This window comes from Streptomyces sp. RFCAC02 (assembly GCF_004193175.1).
Classification (GTDB): Bacteria; Actinomycetota; Actinomycetes; order Streptomycetales; family Streptomycetaceae; genus Streptomyces.
The window spans coordinates 1,107,393-1,132,996 of the sequence record NZ_SAUH01000001.1 but is presented as its reverse complement, the minus strand read 5'-3'; the positions used below and the strand labels follow the sequence as shown (position 1 = coordinate 1,132,996).

General features: G+C 73.1%; 22 protein-coding genes. 18 read left to right on the top strand and 4 right to left on the bottom strand.

Translation table 11 applies throughout. The annotated features are described in order from the left end of the window. Nucleotides 1-89 precede the first annotated feature (89 nt). The 13 genes from EMA09_RS05100 to EMA09_RS05040 all read left to right on the top strand — a co-directional run bounded on the left by EMA09_RS05100 (nucleotide 90) and on the right by EMA09_RS05040 (nucleotide 14,581). Nucleotides 90-1,769: a UDP-N-acetylmuramoyl-L-alanyl-D-glutamate--2,6-diaminopimelate ligase gene (locus EMA09_RS05100; RefSeq protein ID WP_240796234.1), complete on the top strand. Its 1,680-nt coding sequence runs from the start codon at nucleotides 90-92 to the stop codon at nucleotides 1,767-1,769. Next, nucleotides 1,766-3,214 carry a UDP-N-acetylmuramoyl-tripeptide--D-alanyl-D-alanine ligase gene (gene murF / locus EMA09_RS05095; protein WP_129839307.1) on the top strand — a complete coding sequence of 483 codons (1,449 nt, stop codon included), beginning with the start codon at nucleotides 1,766-1,768 and terminating at the stop codon, nucleotides 3,212-3,214. The genes EMA09_RS05100 and murF overlap by 4 nt, the downstream gene beginning before the upstream one ends. Then, nucleotides 3,211-4,275 (top strand): phospho-N-acetylmuramoyl-pentapeptide-transferase, encoded by a 1,065-nt coding sequence (gene mraY, locus EMA09_RS05090; RefSeq protein WP_129839305.1) that lies wholly within the window; start codon nucleotides 3,211-3,213, stop codon nucleotides 4,273-4,275. The genes murF and mraY overlap by 4 nt, the downstream gene beginning before the upstream one ends. Continuing rightward, a complete protein-coding gene (murD, locus tag EMA09_RS05085) occupies nucleotides 4,257-5,708 on the top strand; it encodes a UDP-N-acetylmuramoyl-L-alanine--D-glutamate ligase (protein WP_206305902.1) in 1,452 nt (483 codons plus the stop codon). The genes mraY and murD overlap by 19 nt, the downstream gene beginning before the upstream one ends. Before the next feature lie 54 nt (nucleotides 5,709-5,762). Continuing rightward, complete coding sequence (gene ftsW / locus EMA09_RS05080; protein ID WP_129839303.1) at nucleotides 5,763-7,109, top strand: putative lipid II flippase FtsW; 1,347 nt, start codon at nucleotides 5,763-5,765, stop codon at nucleotides 7,107-7,109. 7 nt (nucleotides 7,110-7,116) lie between these two features. After that, complete coding sequence (gene murG / locus EMA09_RS05075) at nucleotides 7,117-8,208, top strand: undecaprenyldiphospho-muramoylpentapeptide beta-N-acetylglucosaminyltransferase (RefSeq protein WP_129839301.1); 1,092 nt, start codon at nucleotides 7,117-7,119, stop codon at nucleotides 8,206-8,208. 68 nt (nucleotides 8,209-8,276) lie between these two features. Then, nucleotides 8,277-9,089, top strand: a complete 813-nt coding sequence (locus tag EMA09_RS05070) for an FtsQ-type POTRA domain-containing protein (protein WP_129839299.1) — start codon at nucleotides 8,277-8,279, stop codon at nucleotides 9,087-9,089. Nucleotides 9,090-9,370: 281 nt separating this feature from the next. Further along, entirely contained in the window at nucleotides 9,371-10,609 is a 1,239-nt protein-coding gene (ftsZ, locus tag EMA09_RS05065) for a cell division protein FtsZ (RefSeq protein ID WP_129839297.1), read from the top strand. A gap of 40 nt (nucleotides 10,610-10,649) precedes the next feature. Beyond that, the gene (gene pgeF / locus EMA09_RS05060) at nucleotides 10,650-11,375 is read left to right on the top strand and encodes a peptidoglycan editing factor PgeF (RefSeq protein ID WP_129839295.1); all 726 of its coding nucleotides are present in this window, start codon (nucleotides 10,650-10,652) and stop codon (nucleotides 11,373-11,375) included. Next, nucleotides 11,372-12,169 carry a YggS family pyridoxal phosphate-dependent enzyme gene (locus EMA09_RS05055; RefSeq protein WP_129839293.1) on the top strand — a complete coding sequence of 266 codons (798 nt, stop codon included), beginning with the start codon at nucleotides 11,372-11,374 and terminating at the stop codon, nucleotides 12,167-12,169. The genes pgeF and EMA09_RS05055 overlap by 4 nt, the downstream gene beginning before the upstream one ends. 124 nt (nucleotides 12,170-12,293) lie before the next feature. Further along, the gene (gene sepF / locus EMA09_RS05050; protein WP_129839291.1) at nucleotides 12,294-12,920 is read left to right on the top strand and encodes a cell division protein SepF; all 627 of its coding nucleotides are present in this window, start codon (nucleotides 12,294-12,296) and stop codon (nucleotides 12,918-12,920) included. 71 nt (nucleotides 12,921-12,991) lie between these two features. Then, the gene (locus EMA09_RS05045; RefSeq protein ID WP_129839289.1) at nucleotides 12,992-13,276 is read left to right on the top strand and encodes a YggT family protein; all 285 of its coding nucleotides are present in this window, start codon (nucleotides 12,992-12,994) and stop codon (nucleotides 13,274-13,276) included. 48 nt (nucleotides 13,277-13,324) lie between these two features. Beyond that, nucleotides 13,325-14,581: a DivIVA domain-containing protein gene (locus tag EMA09_RS05040; RefSeq protein WP_129839287.1), complete on the top strand. Its 1,257-nt coding sequence runs from the start codon at nucleotides 13,325-13,327 to the stop codon at nucleotides 14,579-14,581. 137 nt (nucleotides 14,582-14,718) lie between these two features. On the opposite strand, the gene ileS is transcribed toward EMA09_RS05040, so the two are convergent. Then, complete coding sequence (ileS, locus tag EMA09_RS05035; RefSeq protein ID WP_129839285.1) at nucleotides 14,719-17,859, bottom strand: isoleucine--tRNA ligase; 3,141 nt, start codon at nucleotides 17,857-17,859, stop codon at nucleotides 14,719-14,721. Nucleotides 17,860-18,374: 515 nt separating this feature from the next. On the opposite strand from ileS, the gene EMA09_RS05030 reads away from it, so the two are divergent. From EMA09_RS05030 to EMA09_RS05015, 4 genes are all read left to right on the top strand, one after another. Next, nucleotides 18,375-18,827, top strand: coding sequence for a TraR/DksA C4-type zinc finger protein (locus tag EMA09_RS05030; RefSeq protein ID WP_129839283.1), 453 nt, complete (start codon nucleotides 18,375-18,377; stop codon nucleotides 18,825-18,827). A gap of 78 nt (nucleotides 18,828-18,905) precedes the next feature. Beyond that, nucleotides 18,906-19,505: a signal peptidase II gene (gene lspA / locus EMA09_RS05025; RefSeq protein ID WP_129839281.1), complete on the top strand. Its 600-nt coding sequence runs from the start codon at nucleotides 18,906-18,908 to the stop codon at nucleotides 19,503-19,505. A gap of 25 nt (nucleotides 19,506-19,530) precedes the next feature. Next, the gene (locus EMA09_RS05020; RefSeq protein WP_129839279.1) at nucleotides 19,531-20,481 is read left to right on the top strand and encodes an RluA family pseudouridine synthase; all 951 of its coding nucleotides are present in this window, start codon (nucleotides 19,531-19,533) and stop codon (nucleotides 20,479-20,481) included. A 3-nt stretch (nucleotides 20,482-20,484) separates the two neighbouring features. Then, a complete protein-coding gene (locus tag EMA09_RS05015; protein WP_129839277.1) occupies nucleotides 20,485-22,074 on the top strand; it encodes a Na+/H+ antiporter in 1,590 nt (529 codons plus the stop codon). A 24-nt stretch (nucleotides 22,075-22,098) separates the two neighbouring features. Here EMA09_RS05015 and EMA09_RS05010 read toward each other — a convergent pair whose 3' ends face one another. Further along, nucleotides 22,099-23,211 carry a mechanosensitive ion channel domain-containing protein gene (locus EMA09_RS05010; protein ID WP_129839275.1) on the bottom strand — a complete coding sequence of 371 codons (1,113 nt, stop codon included), beginning with the start codon at nucleotides 23,209-23,211 and terminating at the stop codon, nucleotides 22,099-22,101. A 133-nt stretch (nucleotides 23,212-23,344) separates the two neighbouring features. Here EMA09_RS05010 and EMA09_RS05005 point away from each other — a divergent pair, with 133 nt between their 5' ends. Continuing rightward, complete coding sequence (locus tag EMA09_RS05005) at nucleotides 23,345-23,923, top strand: dienelactone hydrolase family protein (protein WP_240796233.1); 579 nt, start codon at nucleotides 23,345-23,347, stop codon at nucleotides 23,921-23,923. A 43-nt stretch (nucleotides 23,924-23,966) separates the two neighbouring features. On the opposite strand, the gene EMA09_RS05000 is transcribed toward EMA09_RS05005, so the two are convergent. Further along, nucleotides 23,967-24,812, bottom strand: a complete 846-nt coding sequence (locus tag EMA09_RS05000; RefSeq protein ID WP_129839271.1) for a thioredoxin domain-containing protein — start codon at nucleotides 24,810-24,812, stop codon at nucleotides 23,967-23,969. 61 nt (nucleotides 24,813-24,873) lie between these two features. Continuing rightward, the gene (locus EMA09_RS04995) at nucleotides 24,874-25,602 is read right to left on the bottom strand and encodes a hypothetical protein (protein ID WP_240796232.1); all 729 of its coding nucleotides are present in this window, start codon (nucleotides 25,600-25,602) and stop codon (nucleotides 24,874-24,876) included. Between the last annotated feature and the right edge of the window lie 2 nt (nucleotides 25,603-25,604).

Sequence of the window (25,604 nt, the reverse complement as noted above, 5' to 3'; positions counted from 1 at the left end):
AGGACCCGACCCCGAGGACCGCGCGGACCCCCCGGGGCACTCGCCGGAGGACCACCCGACGCATGATCGAACCGAGCGGAGCACAGCACGTGAGAACCATCACCGACGGGTCCACCTCGTTTAGCTCCACCCCCGCCGCGCCCGGTACGCTCACCGCCGTGTCCCACCCCGAACGGAACCCGCAGGCACCCCGGCCCGAGAAGGTCCCGCCCGTACCGCTGAGCGCGCTCGCCGCCCTGCTGGGGATCGAGGCCCCCGCAGGGGACGTGGGCATCAGCGGCATCACGCACGACTCGCGGGCCGTGTCGCCGGGCGACCTGTACTGCGCGCTGCCGGGCGCCCGCTTCCACGGCGCCGACTTCGCCGGCCAGGCCGCGGGCCTGGGCGCGGCCGCCGTCCTGGCCGACCCCACCGGTGCCGAGCGCGCCGCCGCCACCGGCCTGCCCGTCCTCGTCGTGGCCGACCCGCGTGCCCGTCTCGGCGACCTCGCCGTCGCCGTGTACGGCGACCCGGGCCGTGACCTCCTCCAGATCGGCGTCACCGGCACGTCGGGCAAGACGACCACCAGCTACCTCATCGAGGGCGCCCTGCGCCGCGCGGCGGCCGAGGCGGCGGGCGCGGACGGCACCGTGCCCGCGCCCACCGGCCTCATCGGCACGGTCGAGACCCGCATCGGGACCGACCGGGTGAAGTCCACCCGCACCACGCCGGAGGCCACCGAGCTGCAGGCGCTGTTCGCCGTGATGCGCGAGCGGGGCGTCCGCGCCGTCGCGATGGAGGTTTCCAGCCACGCCCTCGTCATGGGCCGCGTGGACGGATGCGTGTTCGACATCGGGGTGTTCCTCAACCTCAGCCCCGAACACCTCGACTTCCACCCCGACATGGAGGACTACTTCCGGGCGAAGGCGCAGCTGTTCACCCGGGCGCGGTCCCGCCGGGGCGTCGTCAACCTCGACGATGCCTGGGGCCGCCGCCTCGTCACCGAGGCCGAGGTGCCCGTCACCACGTTCTCCGCCGAGGGGCACCCGGACGCCGACTGGCGCGCCGAGGACGTGGTCGCCGGACCGGTCGGCTCGACGTTCACCGCCGCCGGCCCCGGCGGCGTCCGGGTCGAGGCCGCAGCGCCGCTCCCCGGCGCGTTCAACGTCGCCAACGCCCTGGCCGCCATCGCCGCCTGCGCCGCCGCCGGCATCGACCCGGAGACGGCCGCCGCCGGCATCGCCGCCGTCCCGGGCGTCCCCGGCCGCCTGGAGCGCGTCGACGCCGGCCAGCCGTACCTCGCGGTGGTCGACTACGCCCACAAGCCCGACGCGGTCGTCTCCGTCCTCCAGGCCCTGCGCAGGGTCACCTCGGGGGAGCTGCACGCCGTCCTCGGCTGCGGCGGCGACCGCGACCCGCACAAACGCCCCGGCATGGGCGCGGCACTCGCCCGCCTGGCCGACACCGCCGTCCTCACCTCGGACAACCCGCGCTCCGAGGACCCCCTCGCGATCCTGGCCGCGATGCTGGCCGGCGCCGCCGAGGTGCCCGCCCACGAGCGCGGCACCGTCCTGGTCGAGGAGGACCGCGCCGCCGCCATCGCCGCCGCCGTGGCCCGTGCCAGGCCCGGCGACACCGTCCTGGTCGCCGGCAAGGGACACGAGCAGGGACAGGACATCGCCGGAGTCATCCGGCCCTTCGACGACCGAGTGGAGCTGCGCGCCGCCATCGAGCGCGGCAGCTCGCATGCACCCCACGACCCCGACGCCAGGCGAGGCCCGCTGCAGTGATCCCCCTATCCGTTGCTGAGCTCATCAAGGTCGTGCGGGGAGAGCCGCACGACATACCGGAGCCGCCACCCCGCATCACCGGGCCCGTGGTCATCGACTCCCGGCAGGCCGAGCCCGGCTCCCTCTTCGCCGCCCTGCCGGGCGAGCGCGTGGACGGCCACGACTTCGCGGAGCGCGCCGTCGCGGCGGGCGCGGCGGTCGTCCTGGCCGCCAGGCCGGTCGGTGTGCCCGCCGTCGTCGTGGACGACGTGGTGGCCGCGCTGAGCGAGCTGGCGCGCCACACCGTCCGCACGCTCGCGCCGACCGTCGTGGCCCTCACCGGCTCCGCGGGGAAGACCAGCACCAAGGACCTCATCGCGCAGCTCCTGCGCGAGGCGGGCCCCACGGTCTGGACGCCCGGCTCGTACAACAACGAGATCGGCCTGCCCCTGACCGCCCTGCGCATCGAGGAGTCCACCCGCTACCTCGTGCTGGAGATGGGCGCGCGCGGCATCGGCCACATCCGTGACCTGACCCGGCTGACCCCGCCGCGCATCGGCGCCGTCCTCAACGTCGGCACCGCGCACATCGGCGAGTTCGGGGGCAAGGAGGCCATCGCCCGTGCGAAGGGCGAACTGGTCGAGGCCCTCCCGCCGGCGGCCGCCGGCGGCGTCGCCGTGCTGAACGCGGACGATCCCCTGGTGCGTGCCATGGCGAGCCGCACGGAGGCCCGTGTCGTGTACTTCGGCGAAGCGAAGGACGCGGCGGTGCGCGCCGAGGACGTACGCCTGTCGGACGCGGGCACGCCCGCCTTCCGGCTGTGCACCCCCACCGGGTGCGCCGACGTGACCATGCGGTTGTACGGTGAGCACCACGTGTCGAACGCGCTTGCCGCTGCGGCTGTTGCGCATGAGGTAGGCATGTCCGCGGACGCCATCGCTCAAACCCTGGCGACCGCGGGCCCGCTCTCCCCATGGCGCATGGAGGTCACCGAGCGGCCGGACGGCGTGACGATCGTCAACGACGCCTACAACGCCAATCCCGATTCCATGCGCGCCGCGCTGCGCGCCCTCGCCGCCATGGGCGGGGCAGCCAAGGACCGGGGGGGCCGGACCTGGGCGGTGCTCGGTCCGATGGCCGAGCTCGGCGACGACGCGCTCGCCGAGCACGACGCGGTCGGACGGCTCGCCGTCCGGCTCAACGTCAGCAAGCTCGTGTCCGTGGGCGGCCAGGAGGCCGCGTGGCTGGACATGGGCGCCAAGAACGAGGGTTCGTGGGGTGAGGAGTCGGTGCACGTGTCCGACGCACGGGCAGCGGTGGAGCTGCTGCGCGGTGAACTGCGGCCGGGAGATGTGGTGCTGGTGAAGGCGTCCCGGGCCGCCGGCCTGGAGCGGGTGGCGCTCGACCTGGCGGCCGACGGCCGCGGTGCCGGCGCCGACGGCGATGGCGAGGTCGCCGCCCGATGAGGCAGATCCTTTTCTCCGGTGCGATCGGTCTGTTCCTGACCCTGGTCGGCACGCCGCTGCTGATCAAGCTGCTCGCCCGCAAGGGCTACGGCCAGTACATCCGCGACGACGGCCCGCGCGACCACCACAGCAAGCGCGGCACCCCGACGATGGGCGGCATCGCCTTCATCCTGGCCACGCTCGTCGCGTACGCCCTGACCAAGATCATCACGAGTGAGCAGCCGTCGTTCTCCGGCCTGCTGGTCCTCTTCCTGATGGCCGGCATGGGCCTGGTCGGCTTCCTGGACGACTACATCAAGATCGTCCGCCGCCGCAGCCTCGGCCTGCGGGCCGGCGCGAAGATGCTCGGTCAGTTCATCGTCGGCGTCACGTTCGCCATCCTGTCGCTCAACTTCGCCGACTCCCGCGACCTGACGCCCGCCTCCACGCACCTGTCGTTCACCCAGGACTTCTCCTGGTCGATCGGTCCCGTGCTGTTCGTGGTGTGGGCGCTGTTCATGATTCTCGCCATGTCCAACGGCGTGAACCTGACGGACGGTCTGGACGGCCTCGCCACCGGCGCGTCCGTCATGGTGTTCGGCGCCTACGTCTTCATCGGCGTGTGGCAGTACGGCCAGACCTGCGCCGAGTTCGACACCGCCGGCGCGAGCTGCTACGAGGTGCGCGACCCGCTGGACGGCGCCGTCGTCGCCGCCGCCCTGATGGGCGCCCTCTTCGGCTTCCTGTGGTGGAACACCTCGCCCGCCAAGATCTTCATGGGCGACACCGGCTCACTGGCCCTCGGCGGCGCGCTCGCCGGCCTCGCGATCGTCTCGCGCACCGAGCTGCTGATGGCCGTCCTCGGCGGCCTGTTCGTCCTCATCACCATGTCGGTGGTCATCCAGGTCGGCAGCTTCCGCCTGACCGGCCGCCGCGTGTTCAAGATGGCGCCGCTCCAGCACCACTTCGAGCTGAAGGGCTGGAGCGAGGTCCTCGTCGTGGTCCGTTTCTGGATCATCCAGGGCATGTGTGTCATCGTCGGCATCGGCATCTTCTACGGGACATGGGTGGCGGACTGGTGAGCGGGTTCCCCGGGCAGCGGATCACCGTCGCCGGCCTCGGCGTGAGCGGCATCGGCGCCGCCCGCGCCCTGGCCGGGCTCGGCGCCCTCGTCACCGTCGTCGACGGTGGCGACGGGCCGCGGCAGCGCGAGCGCGCCGCCGAACTGGCGGCGGAGGGCATCGACGTCCGCACCGGCGACGGCGAGACGCTGCCCGAGGGGACCGACCTGGTCGTCACCTCGCCCGGCTGGCGGCCGGACAGCCCGCTGTTCGCCGCCGCAGGGAAGGCCGGGGTCGAGGTCGTCGGCGACGTGGAGATCGCCTGGCGGCTGCGCGGCCCCGGCGCGGCCCCCTGGCTCGCCGTCACCGGCACCAACGGCAAGACCACCACGGTGCGCATGCTCGCCGCCATCCTCGGCGCCGCGGGCCTGCGCACCGCCGCCGTGGGCAACATCGGCAGCTCCCTCGTGGACGCCGTGCGCGCCGACCCGCCGTACGACGTCCTCGCCGTCGAGCTGTCCAGCTACCAGCTCCACTGGGCGCCGTCCGTCCGCCCCCACTCCGCCGCCGTCCTCAACCTGGCGCCCGACCACCTCGACTGGCACGGCTCCATGGAGGCGTACGCCGCCGCCAAGGGCCGCATCTACGAGGGCAACACCGTCGCCTGCGTCTACAACGCCGCCGACCCCGCCACCGAGGCCCTGGTCCGCGCCGCGGACGTCGCCGAGGGCTGCCGCGCCGTCGGCTTCACCCTCGGCGCCCCCGGCCTGTCGGAGGTGGGCGTCGTCGACGGCATCCTCGCCGACCGCGCCTTTGTCCCGGACCGCCGCGAGCGGGCGCAGGAGCTGGCCCAGGTCTCCGACATCGGCCCGGACACCGGCACCACCGCGCCCCACACCGTCGCGAACGCCCTGGCCGCCGCGGCCCTGGCCCGCGCGTACGGCGTCCCGGCCGCCGCCGTACGGGACGGCCTGCGCGCCTTCCGCCCCGACCCGCACCGCATCGCGCACGTCGCGGACATCGGGGGCGTGGCCTGGGTGGACGACTCCAAGGCCACCAACACCCACGCCGCCGAGGCGTCCCTCGCCGCCTTCCCCGGCGTCGTGTGGATCGCCGGCGGCCTCGCCAAGGGCGCCACCTTCGACGAACTCGTCGCCGGTGCCGCGGACCGGCTGCGCGGCGTCGTCCTCATCGGCGCCGACCGGCGGCTCATCGCCGACGCGCTGGCGCGACACGCGCCGGATGTCCCGGTCGTGGACCTCGACCGGACCGACACTGGGGCGATGGCGGCGGCGGTCGGCGAGGCGGCCGGACTCGCCCGCCCGGGGGACACCGTCCTGTTGGCCCCGGCCTGCGCCTCGATGGACATGTTCACCAACTACAACGAGCGCGGCGATGCCTTCGCCGCCGCCGTCCGGGCCCTGGCGACCGGCCCGGACGCAACCGGGCAGTAGCCCCCGGCGGCCGCGGACCGCCGGCGGGCGCGGGGCCGAGGAGGGGTCGACGCCATGACACAAGCGCCACCACCGGCGGCGGGTTCCGCGCGGCGGGGCCGCGCACCCGCCGCCGCCGACCGCCGGCCGGTACCGCCCCGGCCGCGGTCCGGCCGTCCGGTCCGCCGCCCGGGACCGCCCCGCGCCCCCCGCCCGCTGGAACGGCTGCGCCGCGCGTGGGACCGCCCGCTGACGGCCTATTACGTCGTCCTCGGCACCGGCCTGCTCATCACGGCGCTCGGCCTGGTCATGGTGTTCTCCGCCTCGCAGATCCAGGCCCTGCGCTACGACCTCCCCGCCACCCACTACTTCCGCAAGCAGCTCCTGGCCGCCGTCATCGGCACCGTGCTGCTGCTCATCGCGTCCCGCGTCCCGGTCCGGCTGCTGCGCGCGCTCACCTACCCGTTCCTCGCCTGCTCCGTCGTCCTGCTGATCCTGGTGCAGGTCCCGGGCATCGGCGTCCGGGTCAACGGCAACAGCAACTGGATCGCGCTCGGCGGCTCGTTCCAGATCCAGCCGAGCGAGTTCGCGAAGCTCGCGCTCATCCTGTGGGGCGGCGACCTCCTGGCCCGCAAGGGCGAGCGGAATCTCCTCGTCCAGTGGCGCCACCTCCTGATCCCGCTGATCCCGGGCGCGCTGCTGGTCTGCGGCCTCGTCATGTTCGGCGGCGACATGGGCACGGTGATGGTCATCATCGCCGAGCTGTTCGCCCTGCTGTGGCTGGCCGGGGCACCCACGCGCCTGTTCGCCGGCGTCATCGGCACGGCGGCCGTGCTCGGCACCCTCTTCATCGTCACGAGCTCCCACCGCATGGACCGGCTCTCCTGCCTCGGCTCCACCGACGCGGACAACTGCTGGCAGGCCGTGCACGGGCTCTACGCCCTCGCGTCCGGCGGCTGGTTCGGCTCCGGCCTCGGCGCCAGCGTGGAGAAATGGGGCGAACTGCCGGAACCCCACACGGACTTCATCTTCGCCATCACCGGCGAGGAGTTGGGCCTCGTGGGGACGCTGTCGGTGCTCGGTCTCTTCGCCGCTCTAGGCTATGCGGGTATCCGCGTGGCGGGACGCACGGAGGACCCGTTCGTCAGGTATGCCGCGGGAGGGATCACGGCCTGGCTCATGACCCAGACCGTGATCAACATCGGTGCGGTCCTGGGCCTGCTGCCCATCGCCGGTGTGCCCCTGCCGCTGTTCTCCTACGGAGGTTCCGCCCTGCTGCCCACCATGGCCGCCGTCGGGCTGCTGATCGCCTTCGCACGCGGCGAACCGGCGGCCAGGTCGGCGCTCGCCGCGCGGGGACCCCGGCTCAAGTGGAAGACGATGGGACGGCGCCGCAGGCCGGCGCCGTCCGGAGAGCGGTGAATTTTCGGTGCATGTTGTTCTCGCCGGCGGGGGGACCGCCGGTCACATCGAGCCGGCGCTGGCCCTCGCGGACGCCCTGCGCAGGCACGACCCGACCGTGGGCATCACGGCTCTCGGCACGGAGCGCGGTCTGGAGACCCGCCTGGTGCCCGAGCGCGGCTACGACCTCGGACTCATCCCCGCCGTGCCGCTGCCCCGCAAACCCACCCCCGAACTCTTCACCGTCCCGGGCCGGCTGCGCGGCACCGTCAAGGCGGCCGAGGACATCATCGAACGGGTCAAGGCCGACTGCGTCGTCGGCTTCGGCGGCTACGTCGCCCTCCCCGGCTACTTCGCCGCGCGCCGCCAGCGCGTCCCGATCGTCGTGCACGAGGCCAACGCCCGCCCGGGCCTCGCCAACAAGATCGGCGCCCGCTACACGCGGTTCGTCGCCGTGTCCACCCCGGACAGCAAGCTGCGCGGCGCCCGCTACATCGGCATCCCCCTGCGCCGCGCCATCGCGACGCTGGACCGGGCCGCGATGCGCGCCCAGGCCCGGGCGTTCTTCGGCCTCGACCACAACCTGCCGACGCTCCTGGTGTCCGGCGGCTCGCAGGGCGCGCGGCGGCTGAACGAGGTCGTCGCGCAGGCCGTCCCGTTCCTCCAGCGCTCCGGCGTCCAGGTGCTGCACGCGGTCGGCCCGAAGAACGAACTGCCGCAGGTCGACACGATGCCCGGGATGCCCCCCTACATCCCGCTATCGTATGTGGACCGCATGGACCTCGCGTACGCGGCGGCCGACATGATGCTCTGCCGCGCGGGCGCGATGACCGTCGCCGAACTGTCCGCCGTCGGGCTGCCCGCCGCCTATGTGCCCCTTCCCATCGGGAACGGGGAGCAGCGGCTCAACGCCCAGCCGGTGGTCAAGGCCGGCGGCGGGGTCCTCGTCGACGACGCCGCGCTGACGCCGGACTGGGTACGGGCCAACGTCCTGCCCGTCCTCACCGACCCGAACCGGCTCGGCAAGATGTCGCGCGCGGCCGCCGAGTTCGGCCGCAGGGACGCCGACGACCTCCTCGTCGGCATGGTCCGCGAGGCGATCGCCGCCCGCCGGGGCTGACCGGGGCGGGGACACGCGGACAGACGGACAGACGGACACCATCCAACCGAGACGGGAGCTGAGGGAGCGTGGCCGGATCGACGACCGCCCGGCGCGGCCGGGACCGCCGTCCGGCGCCGCCCGGCCCGCCCCCGCCCGCGCGGCGCCGCCGCCTGCGGCTGCCCCGCCCCGGGCGGCCCCGCGTGATCGCGCTGATCCTGGTCCTCGCCGCACTCACCGGCGGATTCGGCACCTGGGCGCTGTACGGCTCCGGCTGGCTGCGCGTCGAGAACGTCTCCGTCCGCTGGCAGGACGGCCCCCGCGAACTGACGAGGGACCAGATCCTGGACGCGGCGGGTGTGCGCGTCGGCTCCCCGATGGCGTCCCTCGACAAGGACGCCGTCCGGGACCGGCTCCTCGACGGCCTGCCGCGTCTGGCCTCCGTCGACGTGGTGCGGGCCTGGCCGCACGGCGTCTCCCTCAAGGTCACCGAGCGGGAGGCGGAGGTCCTGATGCCCGACGGCGACCGCTTCACCGAGGTCGACGGCGAGGGCGTCGCCTTCGGGGAGCGCGCCGAGGCCGATCCGGACCTGCCGCTCCTGGAACTCGACCTTGCCGACAGCGCGTCGGCCCGCCGCTACGGCGAGGACCGCGTGCGCCGCGCCGCCGTCTCCGTCGTCCTCGCGCTGCCCGGCGAGGTGCGCCGCGAGACCCGTACCGTCCTCGCCACCTCGTACGACGCCATTTCCCTGGAACTCGCCGACGGCACCACCGTGTTCTGGGGGAGTCCGGAGCGGTCGCGGGCGAAGGCGGACGCGCTGCTCGCGGTGCGCGCGGCGGCGCCGGACGCGACCCGGTTCGACGTCAGCGCGCCCACCGTCCCGGCCTCGTCGGGCGGTTGACGCCGCGGTATGTCCGCGCAGGTGGGACCCCTGTTTGATGCGCCCGTGCGTGATCACATAGGGTGAAAAGAAAAACGGGAGGTTCGGCGTGTTCGTTGAACGCGTAGCTCTTGTCGACTTAGTGTCCGGTACTGGGAATACAAGGAACGACAAGCACGGGTAACCCTAAACTTGCAGCGTTAGGGTTCGGGGCGGCCCTCCCTCCGTCCCATCGGCATCCGTCGGCGCACTGCGGCTCACGCGGAGCGGCGACACGTAAATCGAGGCGAGAGGCCTTCGACGTGGCAGCACCGCAGAACTACCTCGCAGTCATCAAGGTCGTCGGTATCGGCGGCGGTGGTGTCAACGCCATCAACCGGATGATCGAGGTCGGTCTCAAGGGCGTCGAGTTCATCGCGATCAACACCGACGCCCAGGCGTTGCTGATGAGCGACGCCGACGTCAAGCTCGATGTCGGCCGTGAACTCACCCGTGGTCTCGGCGCGGGTGCCAACCCCGACGTGGGCCGCAAGGCTGCCGAGGACCACCGCGAGGAGATCGAGGAGGTCCTCAAGGGGGCCGACATGGTCTTCGTCACCGCGGGCGAGGGCGGCGGCACCGGCACCGGCGGCGCCCCGGTCGTGGCGAACATCGCCCGCTCCCTCGGCGCCCTGACGATCGGTGTGGTGACGCGCCCCTTCACCTTCGAGGGCCGGCGCCGCGCCAACCAGGCCGAGGACGGCATCGCCAGCCTGCGCGACGAGGTCGACACCCTGATCGTCATCCCGAACGACCGGCTGCTCTCCATCTCGGACCGCCAGGTCAGCGTCCTGGACGCGTTCAAGTCCGCCGACCAGGTCCTCCTGTCCGGTGTGCAGGGCATCACCGACCTCATCACCACCCCCGGCCTGATCAACCTCGACTTCGCCGACGTCAAGTCCGTCATGTCGGAGGCCGGCTCCGCGCTGATGGGCATCGGTTCCGCCCGCGGCGACGACCGCGCGGTCGCGGCGGCCGAGATGGCGATCTCCTCCCCCCTGCTCGAAGCCTCCATCGACGGCGCACGCGGCGTGCTGCTGTCCATCTCCGGCGGCTCCGACCTCGGCCTCTTCGAGATCAACGAGGCGGCGCAGCTCGTCAGCGAGGCCGCCCACCCCGAGGCCAACATCATCTTCGGCGCCGTCATCGACGACGCGCTCGGCGACGAGGTGCGCGTCACCGTCATCGCCGCCGGCTTCGACGGCGGCCAGCCGCCGTCCCGCAGTCGCGACAAGGCGCTCGGCGGCTACGGCGGTTCCCGCGACGACAGCACCCCCACCCCGCTGCCCACCGAGCGGTCCGCGCCCGAACCGGAGCCCGAGCGGCCGGCGTTCGGCGGCCTCGGCTCCCTGCCCGGCCGCGACGGCGGTCTGTCGGCCGACCGGGACGGCGGCCAGCAGCCGGCCGAGCCGGCCCGTGAACCGCTCGGTCCGCAGGTCCCCCCGGCCCGCCCGTACGACGGCCAGGTCGAGGAGCTCGACGTCCCCGACTTCCTGAAGTGACCCGTCCGGGCACCGAAGCGGACGGCACGACGTGATAGGGATGCAGCACACGGTGGGCGGCGCCCACTTCGCCTTCACCGACCGGTGGGGCGGGGTGAGCGCCGCTCCGTACGGCACGCTCAACCTCGGCGGCGCGGTCGGTGACGACTCCGCCGCCGTTTCGGCGAACCGGGAGCGCGCCGCGCGCGGCCTCGGTCTCGACCCGGCGGACGTCCGCTGGATGCGGCAGGTCCACGGGCGCGAGGTCGTGGTGGCCGACGGGCCGTGGCCCGAGGGGGAGCCGCCACCGGCCGACGGCGTGGTCACCGCCCGCGCGGGGCTCGCGCTCGCCGTGCTCACCGCCGACTGCGCCCCCGTACTCCTCGCCGACCCGGTCGCCCGGGTCACCGCCGCAGCCCATGCCGGACGCCCGGGCCTGCTCGCCGGCGTCGTGCCCGCGACCGTCGCCGCGATGCGGGAACTCGGCGCCGACCCGGCCAGGACCACCGCCCTCGTCGGCCCGACCGTCTGCGGCCGCTGCTACGAGGTGCCCGCCGAACTCCGCGACGAGGCCGAGCGGCTGGTGCCCGGCAGCGCGGCGACCACATCGGCCGGCACCCCCGCGATCGACATCCCCGCCGGGGTCCGCGCGCAGCTCGCCGCCTGCGGTGTCGGGGAGATCACCGTCTCGCCGGTGTGCACGCGCGAGTCGGACGACCATTTCTCCTACCGCCGCGACCGGACCACCGGTCGGCAGGCCGGCTACGTCTGGGCGGATCCCGCATGAGTGGCCCGGAACGTCCCGAAGATCACCTGCCCGACCTCCGTTCGACCGCGGGTTCGCACAGCGGCGCGGACCCGACGGCGCGGGAGGTCGAACTCGCCGCGAATCTGGCCCGTGTCGAGGAGCGTGTCGCCCGCGCCTGCGCCGCCGCCGGCCGGGCGCGCGAGGACGTCACCCTCATCGTCGTGAGCAAGACGTACCCCGCCGACGACGTGCGTATTCTCGCCGGTCTCGGCGTACACCAGTTCGCCGAGAACCGCGACCAGGAGGCGGCGGCCAAGGCGGCGGTCCTCGCCGATCTCCCCCTGACCTGGCACTTCGTGGGCCAGTTGCAGACGAACAAGGTGCGTTCCGTGGTGGGGTACGCGTCCTGTGTGCATTCGGTGGACCGTGTGAAGCTCGTGACCGCGCTGTCCGCCGAGGTCGTGCGCCGGGGGCGCGCGCCTCTCGACTGTCTGCTTCAAGTCGCGTTGGAGAAGGAGTCGGGCTCCGGCGGCGGGCGGGGCGGGGTCGCGCCGGACGGCGTCCCCGAGTTGGCGGCGGCGATCGCCGCGGCGCCGGGGTTGCGGCCGGCGGGCGTCATGACCGTGGCGCCCCTCGAAGGCGTGTACGCCGGTTCACCGGGAGCGGCGTTCGAACGGCTGGCGGAAATCTCCAGGGGCCTGCGCGCAACCGTTCCTGCTGCCACCATGATGTCGGCGGGAATGAGCGCGGACCTGGAGGAGGCGATCCTGGCCGGGGCGACACACGTACGCGTCGGCAGTGCGGTACTCGGCGTCCGCCCTGCCCTCGGGTAACGTCGCCAGGCGAGGGGCCACAGCCGAAAATATGGTCATTCCCGGAGAATTCGGGCAAGTTGCGTGGATCTCCTTGGCCCCGGGCAGTCGGAGCCGATCCACCACAGAGCGGAGGACGCAGTCGATGGCTGGCGCGATGCGCAAGATGGCGGTCTACCTCGGCCTCGTGGAGGACGACGGGTACGACCGCCCGGGGTATGGCCCCGATGACGAATTCGAACCCGAACCGGAGCCCGAGCGGGCGGCGCCGCGCCGTCAGACGCTCGAACCCCCGGTCCGGGAACGGACGGAGGAGCCGGTGCGGGTCGTCCACCCGCCGGCCCAGCGGGAGACGGAGCCGACACCCGCTCCGGTCCTGGCGGAAAGCAGGCGGCCCGGGAGGATCGCTCCCGTGTCTTCCATCACATCAGAACGGCACAACGTGGAGAAGAACGCGCCGGTGATCATGCCCAAGGTCGTATCCGAGCGGGAGCCCTACCGCATCACGACGCTCCACCCCCGGACCTACAACGAGGCCCGTACCATCGGGGAACACTTCCGCGAGGGCACCCCCGTGATCATGAACCTCACGGAGATGGACGACACCGACGCGAAGCGACTTGTCGACTTTGCCGCTGGTCTCGTCTTCGGGCTGCATGGGAGCATCGAGCGGGTGACGCAGAAGGTGTTCCTGCTGTCGCCTGCTAACGTCGATGTAACGGCGGAGGACAAAGCCCGGATCGCCGAGGGCGGGTTCTTCAACCAGAGCTGACGGAAGACAGCCAACCGACATGAGTCCCGGCCGCCCGGCCGGGGCAGGAACAGGGGAGAGGGACCTGCGGGATGGGGATCGTTCTGGGCGTGATCTCAACTGTCTTGTGGTGCTTCCTCGCCCTGTTGCTCTTCCGGCTCGTGATGGACTACGTCTTCATGTTCGCGCGCTCCTGGCACCCCGGCAAGGCGATGGTTGTCGCGCTGGAGGCCACCTACACTGTCACCGATCCGCCGCTCAAGGCCTTGCGAAGGATCATCCCTCCGCTGCGGTTCGGGGGTGTGGCGCTTGATCTGTCCTTCTTCGTACTGATGATCATCGTCTACATCCTGATCAGCGTCGTGGCCTGGCTGTGAACGACTACGGTCTTGCCGATATCCGACGAAATACGTTGAGGTGAAGAGATGCCGTTGACCCCCGAGGACGTACGGAACAAGCAGTTCACGACCGTCCGTCTGCGTGAAGGCTATGACGAGGACGAGGTCGACGCCTTCCTCGATGAGGTCGAGGCAGAGCTGACCCGGCTGCTCAGGGAGAACGAGGATCTGCGCGCCAAGCTCGCCGCGGCCACCCGCGCCGCCGCGCAGAGCCAGCAGGCCGCTCAGAACATGCGGAAACCCGAGCCCCAGGACCGGCAGGGCGGCCCGCCGGCCATATCCGGACCGCAGGGCGTGCCGCAGCAACAGCAGCAGATGGGCGGCCCGCCCCAACTCCCCGCCGGCCCGGGCGGTCCCGGTGGTCCCGGCGGCCCGCAGGGCCACCCCGGCGGGCCCGGCCCGATGGGCCAGGGCGGCCCCATGGGTCCTGGCGGCCCCGGTGGCCCCGGTCCGATGGGCCAGGGCGGTCCGATGGGTCCCGGCGGCCCCGTGCCGATGAACCAGGGCATGGGCGGCCACGGCGGCCCGGGCATGGGCGGTCCGATGGGTCCCGGCGGCCCCGGCGGCCCGGGCATGGGCGGCCACGGCATGGGCGGCCCGATGGGTCCCGGCCCGATGCAGCAGCAGGGAGGCAACGAGAGTGCCGCCCGCGTGCTGTCGCTCGCGCAGCAGACCGCCGACCAGGCGATCGCAGAGGCCCGTTCCGAGGCCAACAAGATCGTCGGTGAGGCGCGCAGCCGTGCCGAGGGCCTGGAGCGCGACGCCCGTGCCAAGGCCGACGCGCTGGAGCGGGACGCGCAGGAGAAGCACCGCGTGGCCATGGGCTCCCTGGAGTCCGCCCGCGCGACGCTGGAGCGCAAGGTCGAGGACCTGCGCGGCTTCGAGCGCGAGTACCGCACCCGCCTGAAGTCGTACCTGGAGAGCCAGCTCCGCCAGCTCGAGAGCCAGTCCGACGACTCGCTCGCGCCGCCGCGCACCCCTGCCACCGCTTCGCTGCCGCCGTCGCCGCCGTCCCTGGCGTCCGCCGGCGCGCCCAGCGGTCCCGGCGGCGGTCTGGGACACCAGACCATGGGCGGCAACCAGCAGATGGGCGGCGGTCACGGTGGCCACGGCGGTCATGGCGGCCACGGTGGTCCCGGCCAGGCACCGTCGTACGGCGGGCAGCAGCAGATGTCGCCGGCCATGACGCAGCCGATGGCCCCGGTGCGGCCGCAGGGCCCGCAGCCGGTGCAGCAGGCGCCGTCCCCGATGCGCGGCTTCCTCATCGACGAGGACGACAACTGAGCTGAGCACGGGCGTTCGAGCCCACACGCCGAAGGGGCGGGTCCCGGACCGATCGGTCCGGGACCCGCCCCTTCGGCATGCTCGGTGGCGGTCCGGTCCCGGCCGCTCCCGCGGGGCCGGGACCGGACCGCCGAGGGTCAGTTCCTCCGCAGGCGGAACGAGCCGCCCACCGTGTCGTCCCCGAACGGCACGCCGAACGCGTCGTCACCCGGCCCCTCGGCGAAGTCGGTCGCCAGGATCTCCGAGCAGATCAGCGTCCGGTGGTCGTCCAGGGCACGGCGCAGCTCCTCGTCGGCGGACTCCCAGCGCACCGCGATGCGGTCCGCCACATCGAGACCGCTGCTCTTGCGGGCCTCCTGCACCAGTCGGATGACGTCGCGCGCCACACCGGCCCGGCGCAGCTCCGGCGTGATCTCCAGGTCGAGCGCCACCGTCGCGCCCGCGTCGGAGGCCACCGACCAGCCCTCGCGCGGCGTCTCCGTGATGATGACCTCCTCCGGGCTCAGCTCGATCCGCTCGCCGTCGACCTCGACCGTGGCCGTGCCCGCGCGCAGCGCCGCCGAAAGCCCGGCCGCGTCGGCCTCCGCGATGGCCCGCGCCACCGGCTGCGTGCCCTTGCCGAACCGGCGGCCGAGCGCACGGAAGTTGGCCTTGGCCGAGGTGTCCACCAGCGAGCCGCCGATCTCCGACAGGGCGGCGAGCGACGTGACGTTCAGCTCGTCGGCGATCTGCTCGCGCAGGTCGTCACCGAGGAGTTCGAAGCCCTGGGCGGCGACCAGCGCGCGCGACAGCGGCTGCCGCGTCTTGACACCGGACTCGGCGCGCGTCGCGCGGCCCAGCTCCACGAGCCGGCGCACCAGCAGCATGTCCTGGGACAGATCGGCGTCGATCATCGTCACGTCCGCCTCGGGCCAGCGCGCCAGGTGCACCGAGTCGGGCGCGCCCGGGGTCACCGGCACGACCAGGTCCTGCCACACGCGCTCGGTGATGAACGGGACGAGCGGCGCCATCAGGCGCGTCACGGTCTCCAGCGCGTCGTGCAGGGTGCGCAGGGCCGCGGGGTCGCCCTGCCAGAACCGGCGGCGGGAGCGGCGCACGTACCAGTTGGACAGGTCGTCGACGAAGGTGGAGATCAGCTTCCCCGTGCGCTGGGTGTCGAAGTTCTCCATGGCGGTGGTGACGGCGGCGACGAGAGCGTTCAGCTCGCTCAGCAGCCAGCGGTCGAGCAGCGGGCGGTCGGCCGGCGCCGGGTCCGCCCCGCCCGGCGCCCACTCGGCGGTCCGCGCGTACAGGGCCTGGAAGGCGACCGTGTTCCAGTAGGTGAGGAGCGTCTTGCGGACGACCTCCTGGATGGTGCCGTGCCCGACGCGGCGCGCGGCCCAGGGGGAGCCGCCCGCCGCCATGAACCAGCGCACCGCGTCGGCGCCGTGCTGCTCCATCAGGGGGATGGGCTCCAGGATGTTGCCCAGGTGCTTGGACATCTTGCGGCCGTCCTCGGCCAGGATGTGCCCGAGGCAGACGACGTTCTCGTACGACGAACGGTCGAACACCAGCGTGCCGACGGCCATCAGCGTGTAGAACCAGCCGCGCGTCTGGTCGATCGCCTCGGCGATGTACTGCGCCGGGTAGTGCTTCTCGAACTCCTCGCGGTTGCGGTGCGGGTAACCCCACTGCGCGAAGGGCATGGAGCCCGAGTCGTACCAGCCGTCGATGACCTCCTCGACACGGGTCGAGACCAGCTCGCAGCCCTCCGCGGGGCAGGTGAACCGCACCTCGTCGATGAACGGGCGGTGCGGATCCAGCTCCGACTGGTCGGCACCGGTCAGCTCGCTCAGCTCGGCGAGGGAGCCCACGCAGGTGAGGTGGTCGTCCTGGCAGCGCCAGATGGGCAGCGGGGTGCCCCAGTAGCGCTTGCGGGAGAGCGCCCAGTCCACGTTGTTGGTGAGCCAGTCGCCGTAGCGGCCGTGCTTGACGGACTCCGGGTACCAGGTGGTCTTCTCGTTCTCCCGGAGGAGGGCGTCCCGCACGCGGGTGGTGCGGATGTACCAGGAGGGCTGTGCGTAGTAGAGCAGCGGGTTGTGGCAGCGCCAGCAGTGCGGGTAGCTGTGCTCGTAGGGCAGGTGGCGGAAGAGGAGACCGCGCTCCCGCAGGTCGGCGACGAGGGCCTCGTCGGCCTTCTTGAAGAACTGCCCGCCCACCAGCGGCAGCCCGGCCTCGAACGTGCCGTCGGCCAGCACCGGGTTGACGACCGGCAGGCCGTAGCGGCGGCAGGTGAGGAGGTCGTCCTCGCCGAACGCCGGGGCCTGGTGCACGAGGCCGGTGCCGTCCTCGGTGGTCACGTACGCGGCGGTCACGACGTAGTGCGCCTCGGCGCCGCCGAAGTCGACCAGGTCGAAGGGGCGGCGGTACGCCCAGCGTTCCATCTCGGCGCCGGTGAACGTCTCACCGGTCGCCGTCCACTCGTCGCCGAGGGCCTTGCCGAGCAGCGGCTCGGCGACGACGATCCGCTCGTCGCCGCGGGCGGCGACCGCGTACGTCACCTCGGGGTGGACGGCGACGGCCGTGTTGGAGACGAGGGTCCAGGGCGTCGTCGTCCACACGAGCAGGTCGGCCCGCCCGGCGAGGGGGCCGCTCAGCAGGGGGAAGCGGACGTAGACCGAGGGGTCGACGACCGTCTCGTAGCCCTGGGCCAGCTCGTGGTCGGACAGACCGGTCTCGCAGCGCGGGCACCAGGGGGCGACGCGGTGGTCCTGGCCGAGGAGGCCCTTGGAGAAGATCTCCTTCAGCGACCACCAGACGGACTCGATGTACTCCGGGTCCATGGTGCGGTAGGCGTCGTCCAGGTCGACCCAGTAGCCCATGCGGCGGGTCAGCTCGGCGAACGCGTCGGTGTGCCGGGTGACGGAGGCCCGGCAGCGGGCGTTGAACTCGGCGATGCCGTAGCGCTCGATGTCCTGCTTGCCGGTGAAGCCCAGCTCCTTCTCGACGGCCAGCTCGACGGGCAGGCCGTGGCAGTCCCAGCCCGCCTTGCGGGTCACGTGGAAGCCGCGCATGGTGCGGTAGCGGGGGAACACGTCCTTGAAGACGCGGGCCTCGATGTGGTGGGCGCCCGGCATGCCGTTCGCGGTGGGCGGCCCTTCGTAGAAGACCCACTCGGGGCGCCCGGCGGACTCCTGGAGCGTGCGGGCGAACGTCTTGTTCTGCTCCCACAGGTCGAGCACGCCGTGCTCCAGGGCGGGCAGGTCGACCTGGGCGGGCACGGGTCGGTACAGCGGCATCGGATCGTCCTCCGGCGGACACACAGGGCGTGGCGTTCTCCGACGGAGGGACGAGAGCTGCGGGCTCCCGCGGTACCACCCTCCTTGGCCCCGGCGGGCCGCCGCGCACGGCGGGTGCCGAGACCCCCTCATTGGGCCGCGAACGCCGGGTCTACCGGACCGCCGCACGGGGCGGCGGGCTTTCTTCCGGCGGCTCCGGGGTGATCTTCGCGCCGCGCCTGCCCCCGGGCTCGCACCGTCCCCGGGTCGCTCCTGGCCGCTCGACGACGCTACTCGTCCCCATCCACGCCTTTCGCTGCGACCAGTGTACGGCCGGTGAGCGACGGGGACGACCGGGTTGACCGGGGGCCGGGCGGGGCACAACGCACTCAGACCGGCGCGCCCTCGTTGCCGCACGTCCAGGCCCGACTTATCGTTCCGGTCACGGTGCACGAGCACGATCACACCATGTGAACAATCGCGTGTCGGCCAAGGACGCGGGCGGCGCGTGAGGGGAACGGGACGGGAGCCAGCAGGTGGCAGCGAAGAAGAGCACGGCCGGTGAGTCGGCCACCGCGGCGCCGCCGGCCCGCGCCGGGGTCCTCGCCGTACGCACCGGCGAGGACCCGTGGACCGAGGAGGAGGTCGCCGCCGCGCGCGCCGGGCTCTCCGCCGAGGCCGACCGGCTGCGCGGCCAGATCGCAGCGGCCGAGGCGGCGCTCGCCGGCCTCATGCGCGACTCCGGCGACGGCGCCGGCGACGACCAGGCCGACACCGGGTCGAAGAACGTGACGCGCGAGCACGAGATGGCCCTCGCGTCCAACGCCCGCGAGACCCTCCACCAGACCGAACGGGCGCTCCGGCGGATCGACGCCGGCACCTACGGTCTGTGCGAGAACTGCGGCAACCCCATCGGCAAGGCCCGCATGCAGGCGTTCCCGCGCGCCACCCTGTGCGTCGACTGCAAGCAGAAACAGGAACGCCGCTAGGGCACGTCCCGCGGCGGAGGCGGGCCGGTTCGGCCCGCTTCTTCCGGTGATCGCACAGGAGTGTCGTACTCTCATCCCGTGAGCGAGGCGGAGCGGACCATCGAGACCCCCGACGACCCCCCGGCCGGGGACGGGACGGCGGGGAGCCAGGAGACCCCCGGGAGCGCGGACGAGCCCGGGGCGGCGCCGCGCGGGCGGCGGCGTGTTGCCGTGCTCGTGGCCGTCGCCGCGTTCGCCTACGTCCTCGACCTGGTCACCAAGACCCTGGTCGTCAGGGGCCTGGAGAACGAGCCCGCCATCCATGTGATCGGCGACTGGCTGCGGCTCACCGTCGTCCGCAACGCCGGCGCCGCCTTCGGGATCGGCTCCGCGCTCACCATCGTCTTCACCTGCATCGCGGCCGCCGTCATCGTCGTCATCGTCCGGCTGGCCCGCCGCCTGTACAGCACGCCGTGGGCCATCGCGCTCGGCCTGCTCCTCGGCGGCGCTCTCGGCAACCTCACCGACCGCGTCCTCCGCGACCCGGGCGCCCTCCAGGGCCATGTGGTCGACTTCATCGCCCCCAAGCACTTCGCCGTCTTCAACCTGGCCGATTCGGCGATCGTCTGCGGCGGCATCCTGATCGTCCTGCTGTCGTTCCGCGGGCTCGACCCGGACGGCACCGTGCACCGCGACTGACGGGCGGTCCGGCATACTCGGTGGGGTGAGCACGCTTCCGGAGACGCCCGAGACCCGCACCCTGCCCGTACCGGAAGGCCTGGAGGGGGAGCGCGTCGACGCGGCGCTGTCCCGCATGCTCGGGTTCTCCCGCACCAAGGCCGCGGAACTCGCCGCGGCCGGCAAGGTCCGCATCGACGGCGCCGAGGTCGGCAAGTCGGAGCGTGTGACCGGCGGATCGTGGATCGAGGTCGAGATGCCGCCGCCGGCCGTCCCCGTCCGCGTGGTCGCCGAGCCCGTCGAAGGACTGCGGATCGTGCACGACGACGCCGACCTCGTCGTCGTCGACAAGCCGGTCGGCGTCGCGGCCCACCCGAGCCCCGGCTGGACCGGGCCGACCGTCGTCGGGGGCCTCGCGGCGGCCGGGTACCGCATCGCCACCTCCGGCGCGGCGGAGCGGCAGGGCGTCGTCCACCGCCTGGACGTCGGCACGTCCGGGCTGATGGTCGTCGCCAAGTCGGAGCGGGCGTACACGCGGCTGAAGCAGCAGTTCCGCGAGCGGACCGTCGACAAGCGCTACCACGCCCTCGTCCAGGGCCACCCCGACCCGCTCAGCGGCACCATCGACGCGCCCGTCGGCCGCCACCCGCAGCACGACTGGAAGTGGGCCGTCACGGCCGACGGCAAGCCCGCCGTCACCCACTACGACCTGGTCGAGGCGCTCAGGGCCGCGAGCCTCCTGACCATCAAGCTGGAGACGGGCCGCACCCACCAGATCCGCGTCCACATGTCCGCCCACCGCCACCCGTGCGTCGGCGACACGACCTACGGGGCCGACCCCACCCTCGCGCGGCGCCTCGGCCTGACCCGCCAGTGGCTCCACGCCAAGGAGCTGGGCTTCACCCACCCCGACGACGGCCGGTGGGTCGCCTTCGCGAGCGACTACCCGGAGGATCTGCGGCACGCCCTCGACGTGCTGCGTGCCGAGAGCGCCTGACACGTGGACCAGGTCACCCTGCTCTTCGCCCTGCTCTTCGGCGCGCTGCTGACCGTGCCGCTCGGTGAGCGGTTCAACCTGCCGTCGCCCGTCCTGATGACCCTCTTCGGCGGGCTGCTCGGCGTCGCGCCGTTCGTGCCGGACATCGAGATCGAGCCGGACCTGATCCTGCCGCTCGTCCTGCCGCCCCTGCTGTACGCGGCGGTGCGGCGCACGTCCTGGCGCCAGTTCACCGCGAACGTGCGGCCGATCCTGCTGCTCGCCGTCGCGCTGGTGTTCGTGACGACCGCCGTCGTGGCCGCCGTCGCCGACGCCGCCGTCGCGGGCATGCCGCTGGCCGCCGCCGTCGCGCTGGGCGCGCTCGTCGCGCCGCCCGACCCGATCGCGGCCACCGCCGTCGCCGGACAGCTCGGGCTGCCGCGCCGCATGGTGTCGATCCTGGAGGGCGAGGGCCTCTTCAACGACGTCACGGCCATCACGCTGTACCACGTGGCGATCGGCGCGGTCGTGGCCGGCTCGTACTCGTTCCCCGCCGCCGTGACCGATTTCGCGCTGTCGGCGGTCGTCGCGGTCGCGGTGGGCGCCGTCCTCGGCTGGCTCGTCACGCTGATGCGGCCCCTGCTCGGGGATGTGACGCTGAGGGTCGGCTTCACGCTGCTGCTGCCGTTCGCGGCGTACGTCATCGCGGAGGAGATGCACGGCTCCGGCGTGCTGGCCGTCCTCGTGCTCGGCCTCTACCTGAGCGAGCAGACCGACCCGGACGACGTGGCGGGGCGGCTCACCGGCGGCAGCTTCTGGGCCGTCGTGGACACCATGGTGACGGGCGTCGCGTTCGGCCTCATCGGGCTCGAACTGCACAGCGTCCTCGACACCACCCTCGACCGCTGGGACGAACTGCTGCCCGCCGCCCTCGCGGTGCTGGCCGCCGTCATCGGCGTCCGGCTGCTGTGGCTGCTGCCGGCGGCGTGGTTCGCGCGGCGGCTGCACAAGGACACGGACTCCGCCGAGGAGGTGCCGCTCAGCTGGCAGGAGACCGTCATCATGTGGTGGTCCGGCATGCGCGGGGTGGCCACCGTCGCCCTGGCGCTCGCCGTGCCGCTCGCCGTGGACGACGGGGGCGACTTCCCGCAGCGCGACGCCCTCATCTTCATCGCTTTCGTCGTCGTGCTCGTCACGCTGGTCCTGCAGGGGCTGACGCTGCCGTGGCTGGTCGGCCTGCTCGGCGTGCGCGCGGACACCGACATCGCCGACCAGCAGGAGCACGACCTCGCGGTCCGCGCGGCGCAGGCGGCACGGCGGCGGCTGCGGCAGATCGAGGAGAGTGCGGACCTCACCGAGGAGATGTCGGAGGCGCTGCTGCGCCGGGCGCTCGACATCGGGGTGCGGATCTCGCCGTCCCTCGCCGAGGGCGACCTCCGGGAGAACGCGGCCCTGCGCGCGCAGCGTACGCGGCAGGTCGACACGTACTACGCGGAACTGCTGGCCGCCGCGCGGCGCGAGGTCCTGGACGCACGCAGCGAGGCGGGCGCCGACCCGGACGTGGTGGACCGAGCACTGCGCGAACTGGACAGGGCAAGCCTGCCCCACGGCTGACCCGGGCCGCCGGACCGGCGTGGGTCAGTGGACGTGGGTCGTCGTGTGGTGGTTCGTGGTGGTGGTCTGTGCCGTGTGCTGGTGCGGCAAGCGGTGGTCCGGTGGTGTCGCCGCCTGTGATGTCGCCACCCTCGGGAGTGCGTAGGGGTGGGTCTCACCCAGCCAGGCGATGAGTTCCTCGCGTACCGCGCAGCGCAGGTTCCACGCGTCGTCGGAATTGCGGGTGGACATCGCGGCGCGTACCTGGATCGCGGACGGAGTCGTGTCCGTCACCACCAGGCTCCAGCTCCGGCCGTCCCAGTCCTTGCGGCCCAGCAGGAACTCCTGCAGGTGCTTGCGCAGCTCGGGGATCGGTGTCGCGTGGTCCAGGTAGAGGAAGACCGTGCCGGTCAGTTCGTTGCCGCCGCGGGACCAGTTCTCGTACGGCTTGCTGTTGAAGTACGAGACGGGCATCGTCAGGCGACGGTCGTCCCAGATGCGGATCGTCAGGAACGCGAGGGAGATCTCCTCCACCGTGCCCCACTCGCCGTCCACGACGACCGTGTCGCCGATCTTCACCGAGTCGCCGAACGCGATCTGCAGGCCGGCGAAGAGGTTGCCCAGCATCGACTGGGCCGCCACACCGGCGATGACGCCGATGACGCCGGCCGACGCCAGCATCGAGGCGCCCAGGGTGCGCAGGTCGGGGAAGAGCACCAGGATCGTGACCGCCACCGCGACGATGGCCAGGATCGTCGTGACGACGCGGCGCAGCATCGTGAGCTGGGTGCGGAACTGCCGGACGCGGGCCAGGTCCTGGGTGCGGGACTCGTAGCGTGCGAGGGAGTTCTCGGCGACGGCGCCGGCGAGCCGTATGGCGAGCCAGGCCGCGGCGGCGATGGCGATGGTCGCGAGCAGGCTCTCCATGATGTCGTCGCGCCGCAGGCTGAGGTCGAAGGCGGCGTAGGCGACGCGGACGGCGGAGGCCGCGAGGAGGAGCTGGAGCGGCGCGCTGCAGCGGCGCATCAGACCCCACAGACGTGTGTCGTGGTGCCGGGCGTCGGCCGATGACAGGGCGCGGTCGATGAGCCAGCCGGCCAGCAGCGTGAGCGCGAGGGTGCCGCCGATCACCAGAAGTGACCGCAACACGTCGTCCATGGAGTCCTCCACTGGGGGCGGCGGCCGCGCGGCGGGCCGGCCGGTTCGTCTGCCAGGATGGTGGTGGCCCGGCTGGTCCGGCCCACACATCCATCATCCCCACGCGTACCCCGGGAAAGGACGCCTTCAGACCGTGAGCGATGTCATCCTCTTCCATTCCGTCCACGGTCTGCGGCCCGCCGTGCGGGACGCCGCCGGGCGGCTGCGGGCGGCGGGACACCGCGTGCACGTGCCGGACCTGTTCGATGGCCGGACGGCACAGACGGTCGAGGAGGGAATGGCGATCAGCGAGGAGATCGGGCGGGACGAACTGCTGCGGCGCGCGGTGGCCGCCGCCGCCCCGCACTCGGACGCCGGTCTCGTCTACGCCGGCTTCTCGCTCGGCGCCTCGCTCGCGCAGACGGTGGCGCTCGGCGACGAGCGGGCGCGGGGGGCGCTGCTCCTGCACGGCACGGCGGACATCGCCGACGACGCGGCGGCGGACGACCTGCCGGTGCAGCTGCACGTCGCCGACCCCGACCCGTTCGAGACGCACGACTGGCTGACGGCCTGGTACCTGCGGATGCGGCGGGCCGGCGCCGATGTCGAGGTCTTCCGGCACCCGGGCGCGGGCCACCTGTACACGGACCCGGGGCTGCCGGACTGGGATGCCGAGGCGGCCGAGGAGACCTGGCGGCTGGCCGAGGAGTTCCTGGCGTCGCTCGACGGGTGACGGAGGGGCGGCGCGGTGGCCCGCGCCGCCCTCACCGCGGTGTCTACTGGCTGTTCTCGCTGATCATCTGCTCGAACGCCTCGGGGGACTGCGGCGTGTCGACGATCTCGCCGTTGTAGCGCAGGGTCGGCGTGCCGGTGACGTCCTCCGTGCTGTCGAACTTGTCCGACATCTTCAGCGCCCAGACGGCGTAGCTGCTGTTCTCGACGGCCGCTGAGAAGTCCGCGTTGTCCTTCAGCTCGGGCACGCTCTGCGCGATGTCGATCAGCGTCTGGTCGTCCGCGTACGCGTCGGTCTGCTCGTCCGGGTGGTTGTCGGCCGAGTAGAGGGCCTCGTGGTAGGCGGTGAACGCCTCGGGGCTCACGTCGAGCGCGGCGGCGAGGGCGCTGAGCGCGTTCTTCGAGCCGCTGCCGCCGAGGCTGTCGTCGAGGAAGGTGCCGAAGACGTACTCGATGTTGTAGGTGCCGTCCTCGACGCCCTGCTGGATCGTTTCTCCAAGGGTCTGCTCCATGGTGGCGCAGATCGGGCAGCGCGGGTCCTCGTAGAGCGTCAGGGTGTTGGGGGCGTCCTCGTCGCCGACGCGGACGGTCAGGCCGTCGTCGCCGGCGGTGTTGGCGGGGGCGCCGTCGGCGAAGGCGGCGGACTCGGCCTCCGCGGCCTTGCCGTCGATCTGGTCGCGGACGGCGGACCAGTTCGTGTCGTCGTGCCCGCCGCCGTCCTGGTTGGCGACGACGACACCGACGCCGGCGGCTATGCCGAGGACGACGACGGCCGAGCCGGCGACGGTGAGGCGCCGGCGGAGCCGGGCGCGGCGCGCCTCGCGCTCCCGTTCGGCCTGGAGGCGTTCCCGGGCGGCGCGCTTGGCCTCGGCGGAATTGCGCTTGCTCATGATGGTGATCTCCGTGTGTGGGGTCCTGTGCCGGTGGACGGCGGGGCTGGCGGTCGCGCGCTCAGGAGGCGAGCGCGGCGGGCGCCGGCGGACCGCGGCGGAGAACGGAGTGCGCGAGCAGCGGGGAGCGCGGAGCCGGCTCCTCGCGCCGGCCCGCCCGCGGCGCGGCGGTGCGGCGCCCGGAGCGGCCGGCGTGGACCGCGGCGACGGCGAGCAGCAGCGGCCGGAACGTGACGGCGACGGCCGACCGCAGCGCGCTGGCGAGCGCCGCCTCGCCGCCGCGCAGCCAGCACGCGGCGAGCAGTCCGACCGCGATGTGCGCGGCGAGCAGGGCCAGGGGGCCGCCGAGGGGGCCGCCCAGGGGGCCGGCGGGTACGGACGTGAGGCCGGACAGTGAGCCGCCGAGATCGCCGCCGCCGCACAGGAGGTCGAGGCCGAGCATCCGCAGGGGGCCCGTGACGGGGCCGCCGCCGGGTCCGTAACACGTGGCCTGCCCGGTCGTGAACACGGTGTCCGCGGCGAGCTGGAGCGGCACCAGGAGGGCGGCGATGGACCAGAAGCCGCGCTCCCGGTCGCCCGCGAGCAGCAGGGCGAGCGCGAAGACGGCGGCGGCCACGGGGGCGGCCGTCGCTGCGGGGAGTGGCGTACCGGAGAGCAGGATGTGGGCACCGGCGGACAGGGTGACGCACAGGGCGGTGAAGACCGCCGCGCGCAGCACGCGCAGGCCCGCGGTGCCCACCCCGGAGGGGCGCGGTGCCGCGGACCGAGCCGGGAAACCTGTTCTGCCCATCG

Coding starts and splice junctions, on each gene's coding strand:
- mraY (WP_129839305.1), top strand. CDS start 3,211: ATGAGGCAGATCCTTTTCTCCGGTGCGATCGGTCTGTTCCTGACCCTG.
- EMA09_RS05010 (WP_129839275.1), bottom strand. CDS start 23,211: ATGGACGACGTGTTGCGGTCACTTCTGGTGATCGGCGGCACCCTCGCG.
- EMA09_RS05000 (WP_129839271.1), bottom strand. CDS start 24,812: ATGAGCAAGCGCAATTCCGCCGAGGCCAAGCGCGCCGCCCGGGAACGC.
- murD (WP_206305902.1), top strand. CDS start 4,257: ATGGGTGGCGGACTGGTGAGCGGGTTCCCCGGGCAGCGGATCACCGTC.
- pgeF (WP_129839295.1), top strand. CDS start 10,650: ATGCAGCACACGGTGGGCGGCGCCCACTTCGCCTTCACCGACCGGTGG.
- ftsW (WP_129839303.1), top strand. CDS start 5,763: ATGACACAAGCGCCACCACCGGCGGCGGGTTCCGCGCGGCGGGGCCGC.
- EMA09_RS04995 (WP_240796232.1), bottom strand. CDS start 25,602: ATGGGCAGAACAGGTTTCCCGGCTCGGTCCGCGGCACCGCGCCCCTCC.
- EMA09_RS05040 (WP_129839287.1), top strand. CDS start 13,325: ATGCCGTTGACCCCCGAGGACGTACGGAACAAGCAGTTCACGACCGTC.
- ileS (WP_129839285.1), bottom strand. CDS start 17,859: ATGCCGCTGTACCGACCCGTGCCCGCCCAGGTCGACCTGCCCGCCCTG.
- EMA09_RS05055 (WP_129839293.1), top strand. CDS start 11,372: ATGAGTGGCCCGGAACGTCCCGAAGATCACCTGCCCGACCTCCGTTCG.
- sepF (WP_129839291.1), top strand. CDS start 12,294: ATGGCTGGCGCGATGCGCAAGATGGCGGTCTACCTCGGCCTCGTGGAG.
- EMA09_RS05045 (WP_129839289.1), top strand. CDS start 12,992: ATGGGGATCGTTCTGGGCGTGATCTCAACTGTCTTGTGGTGCTTCCTC.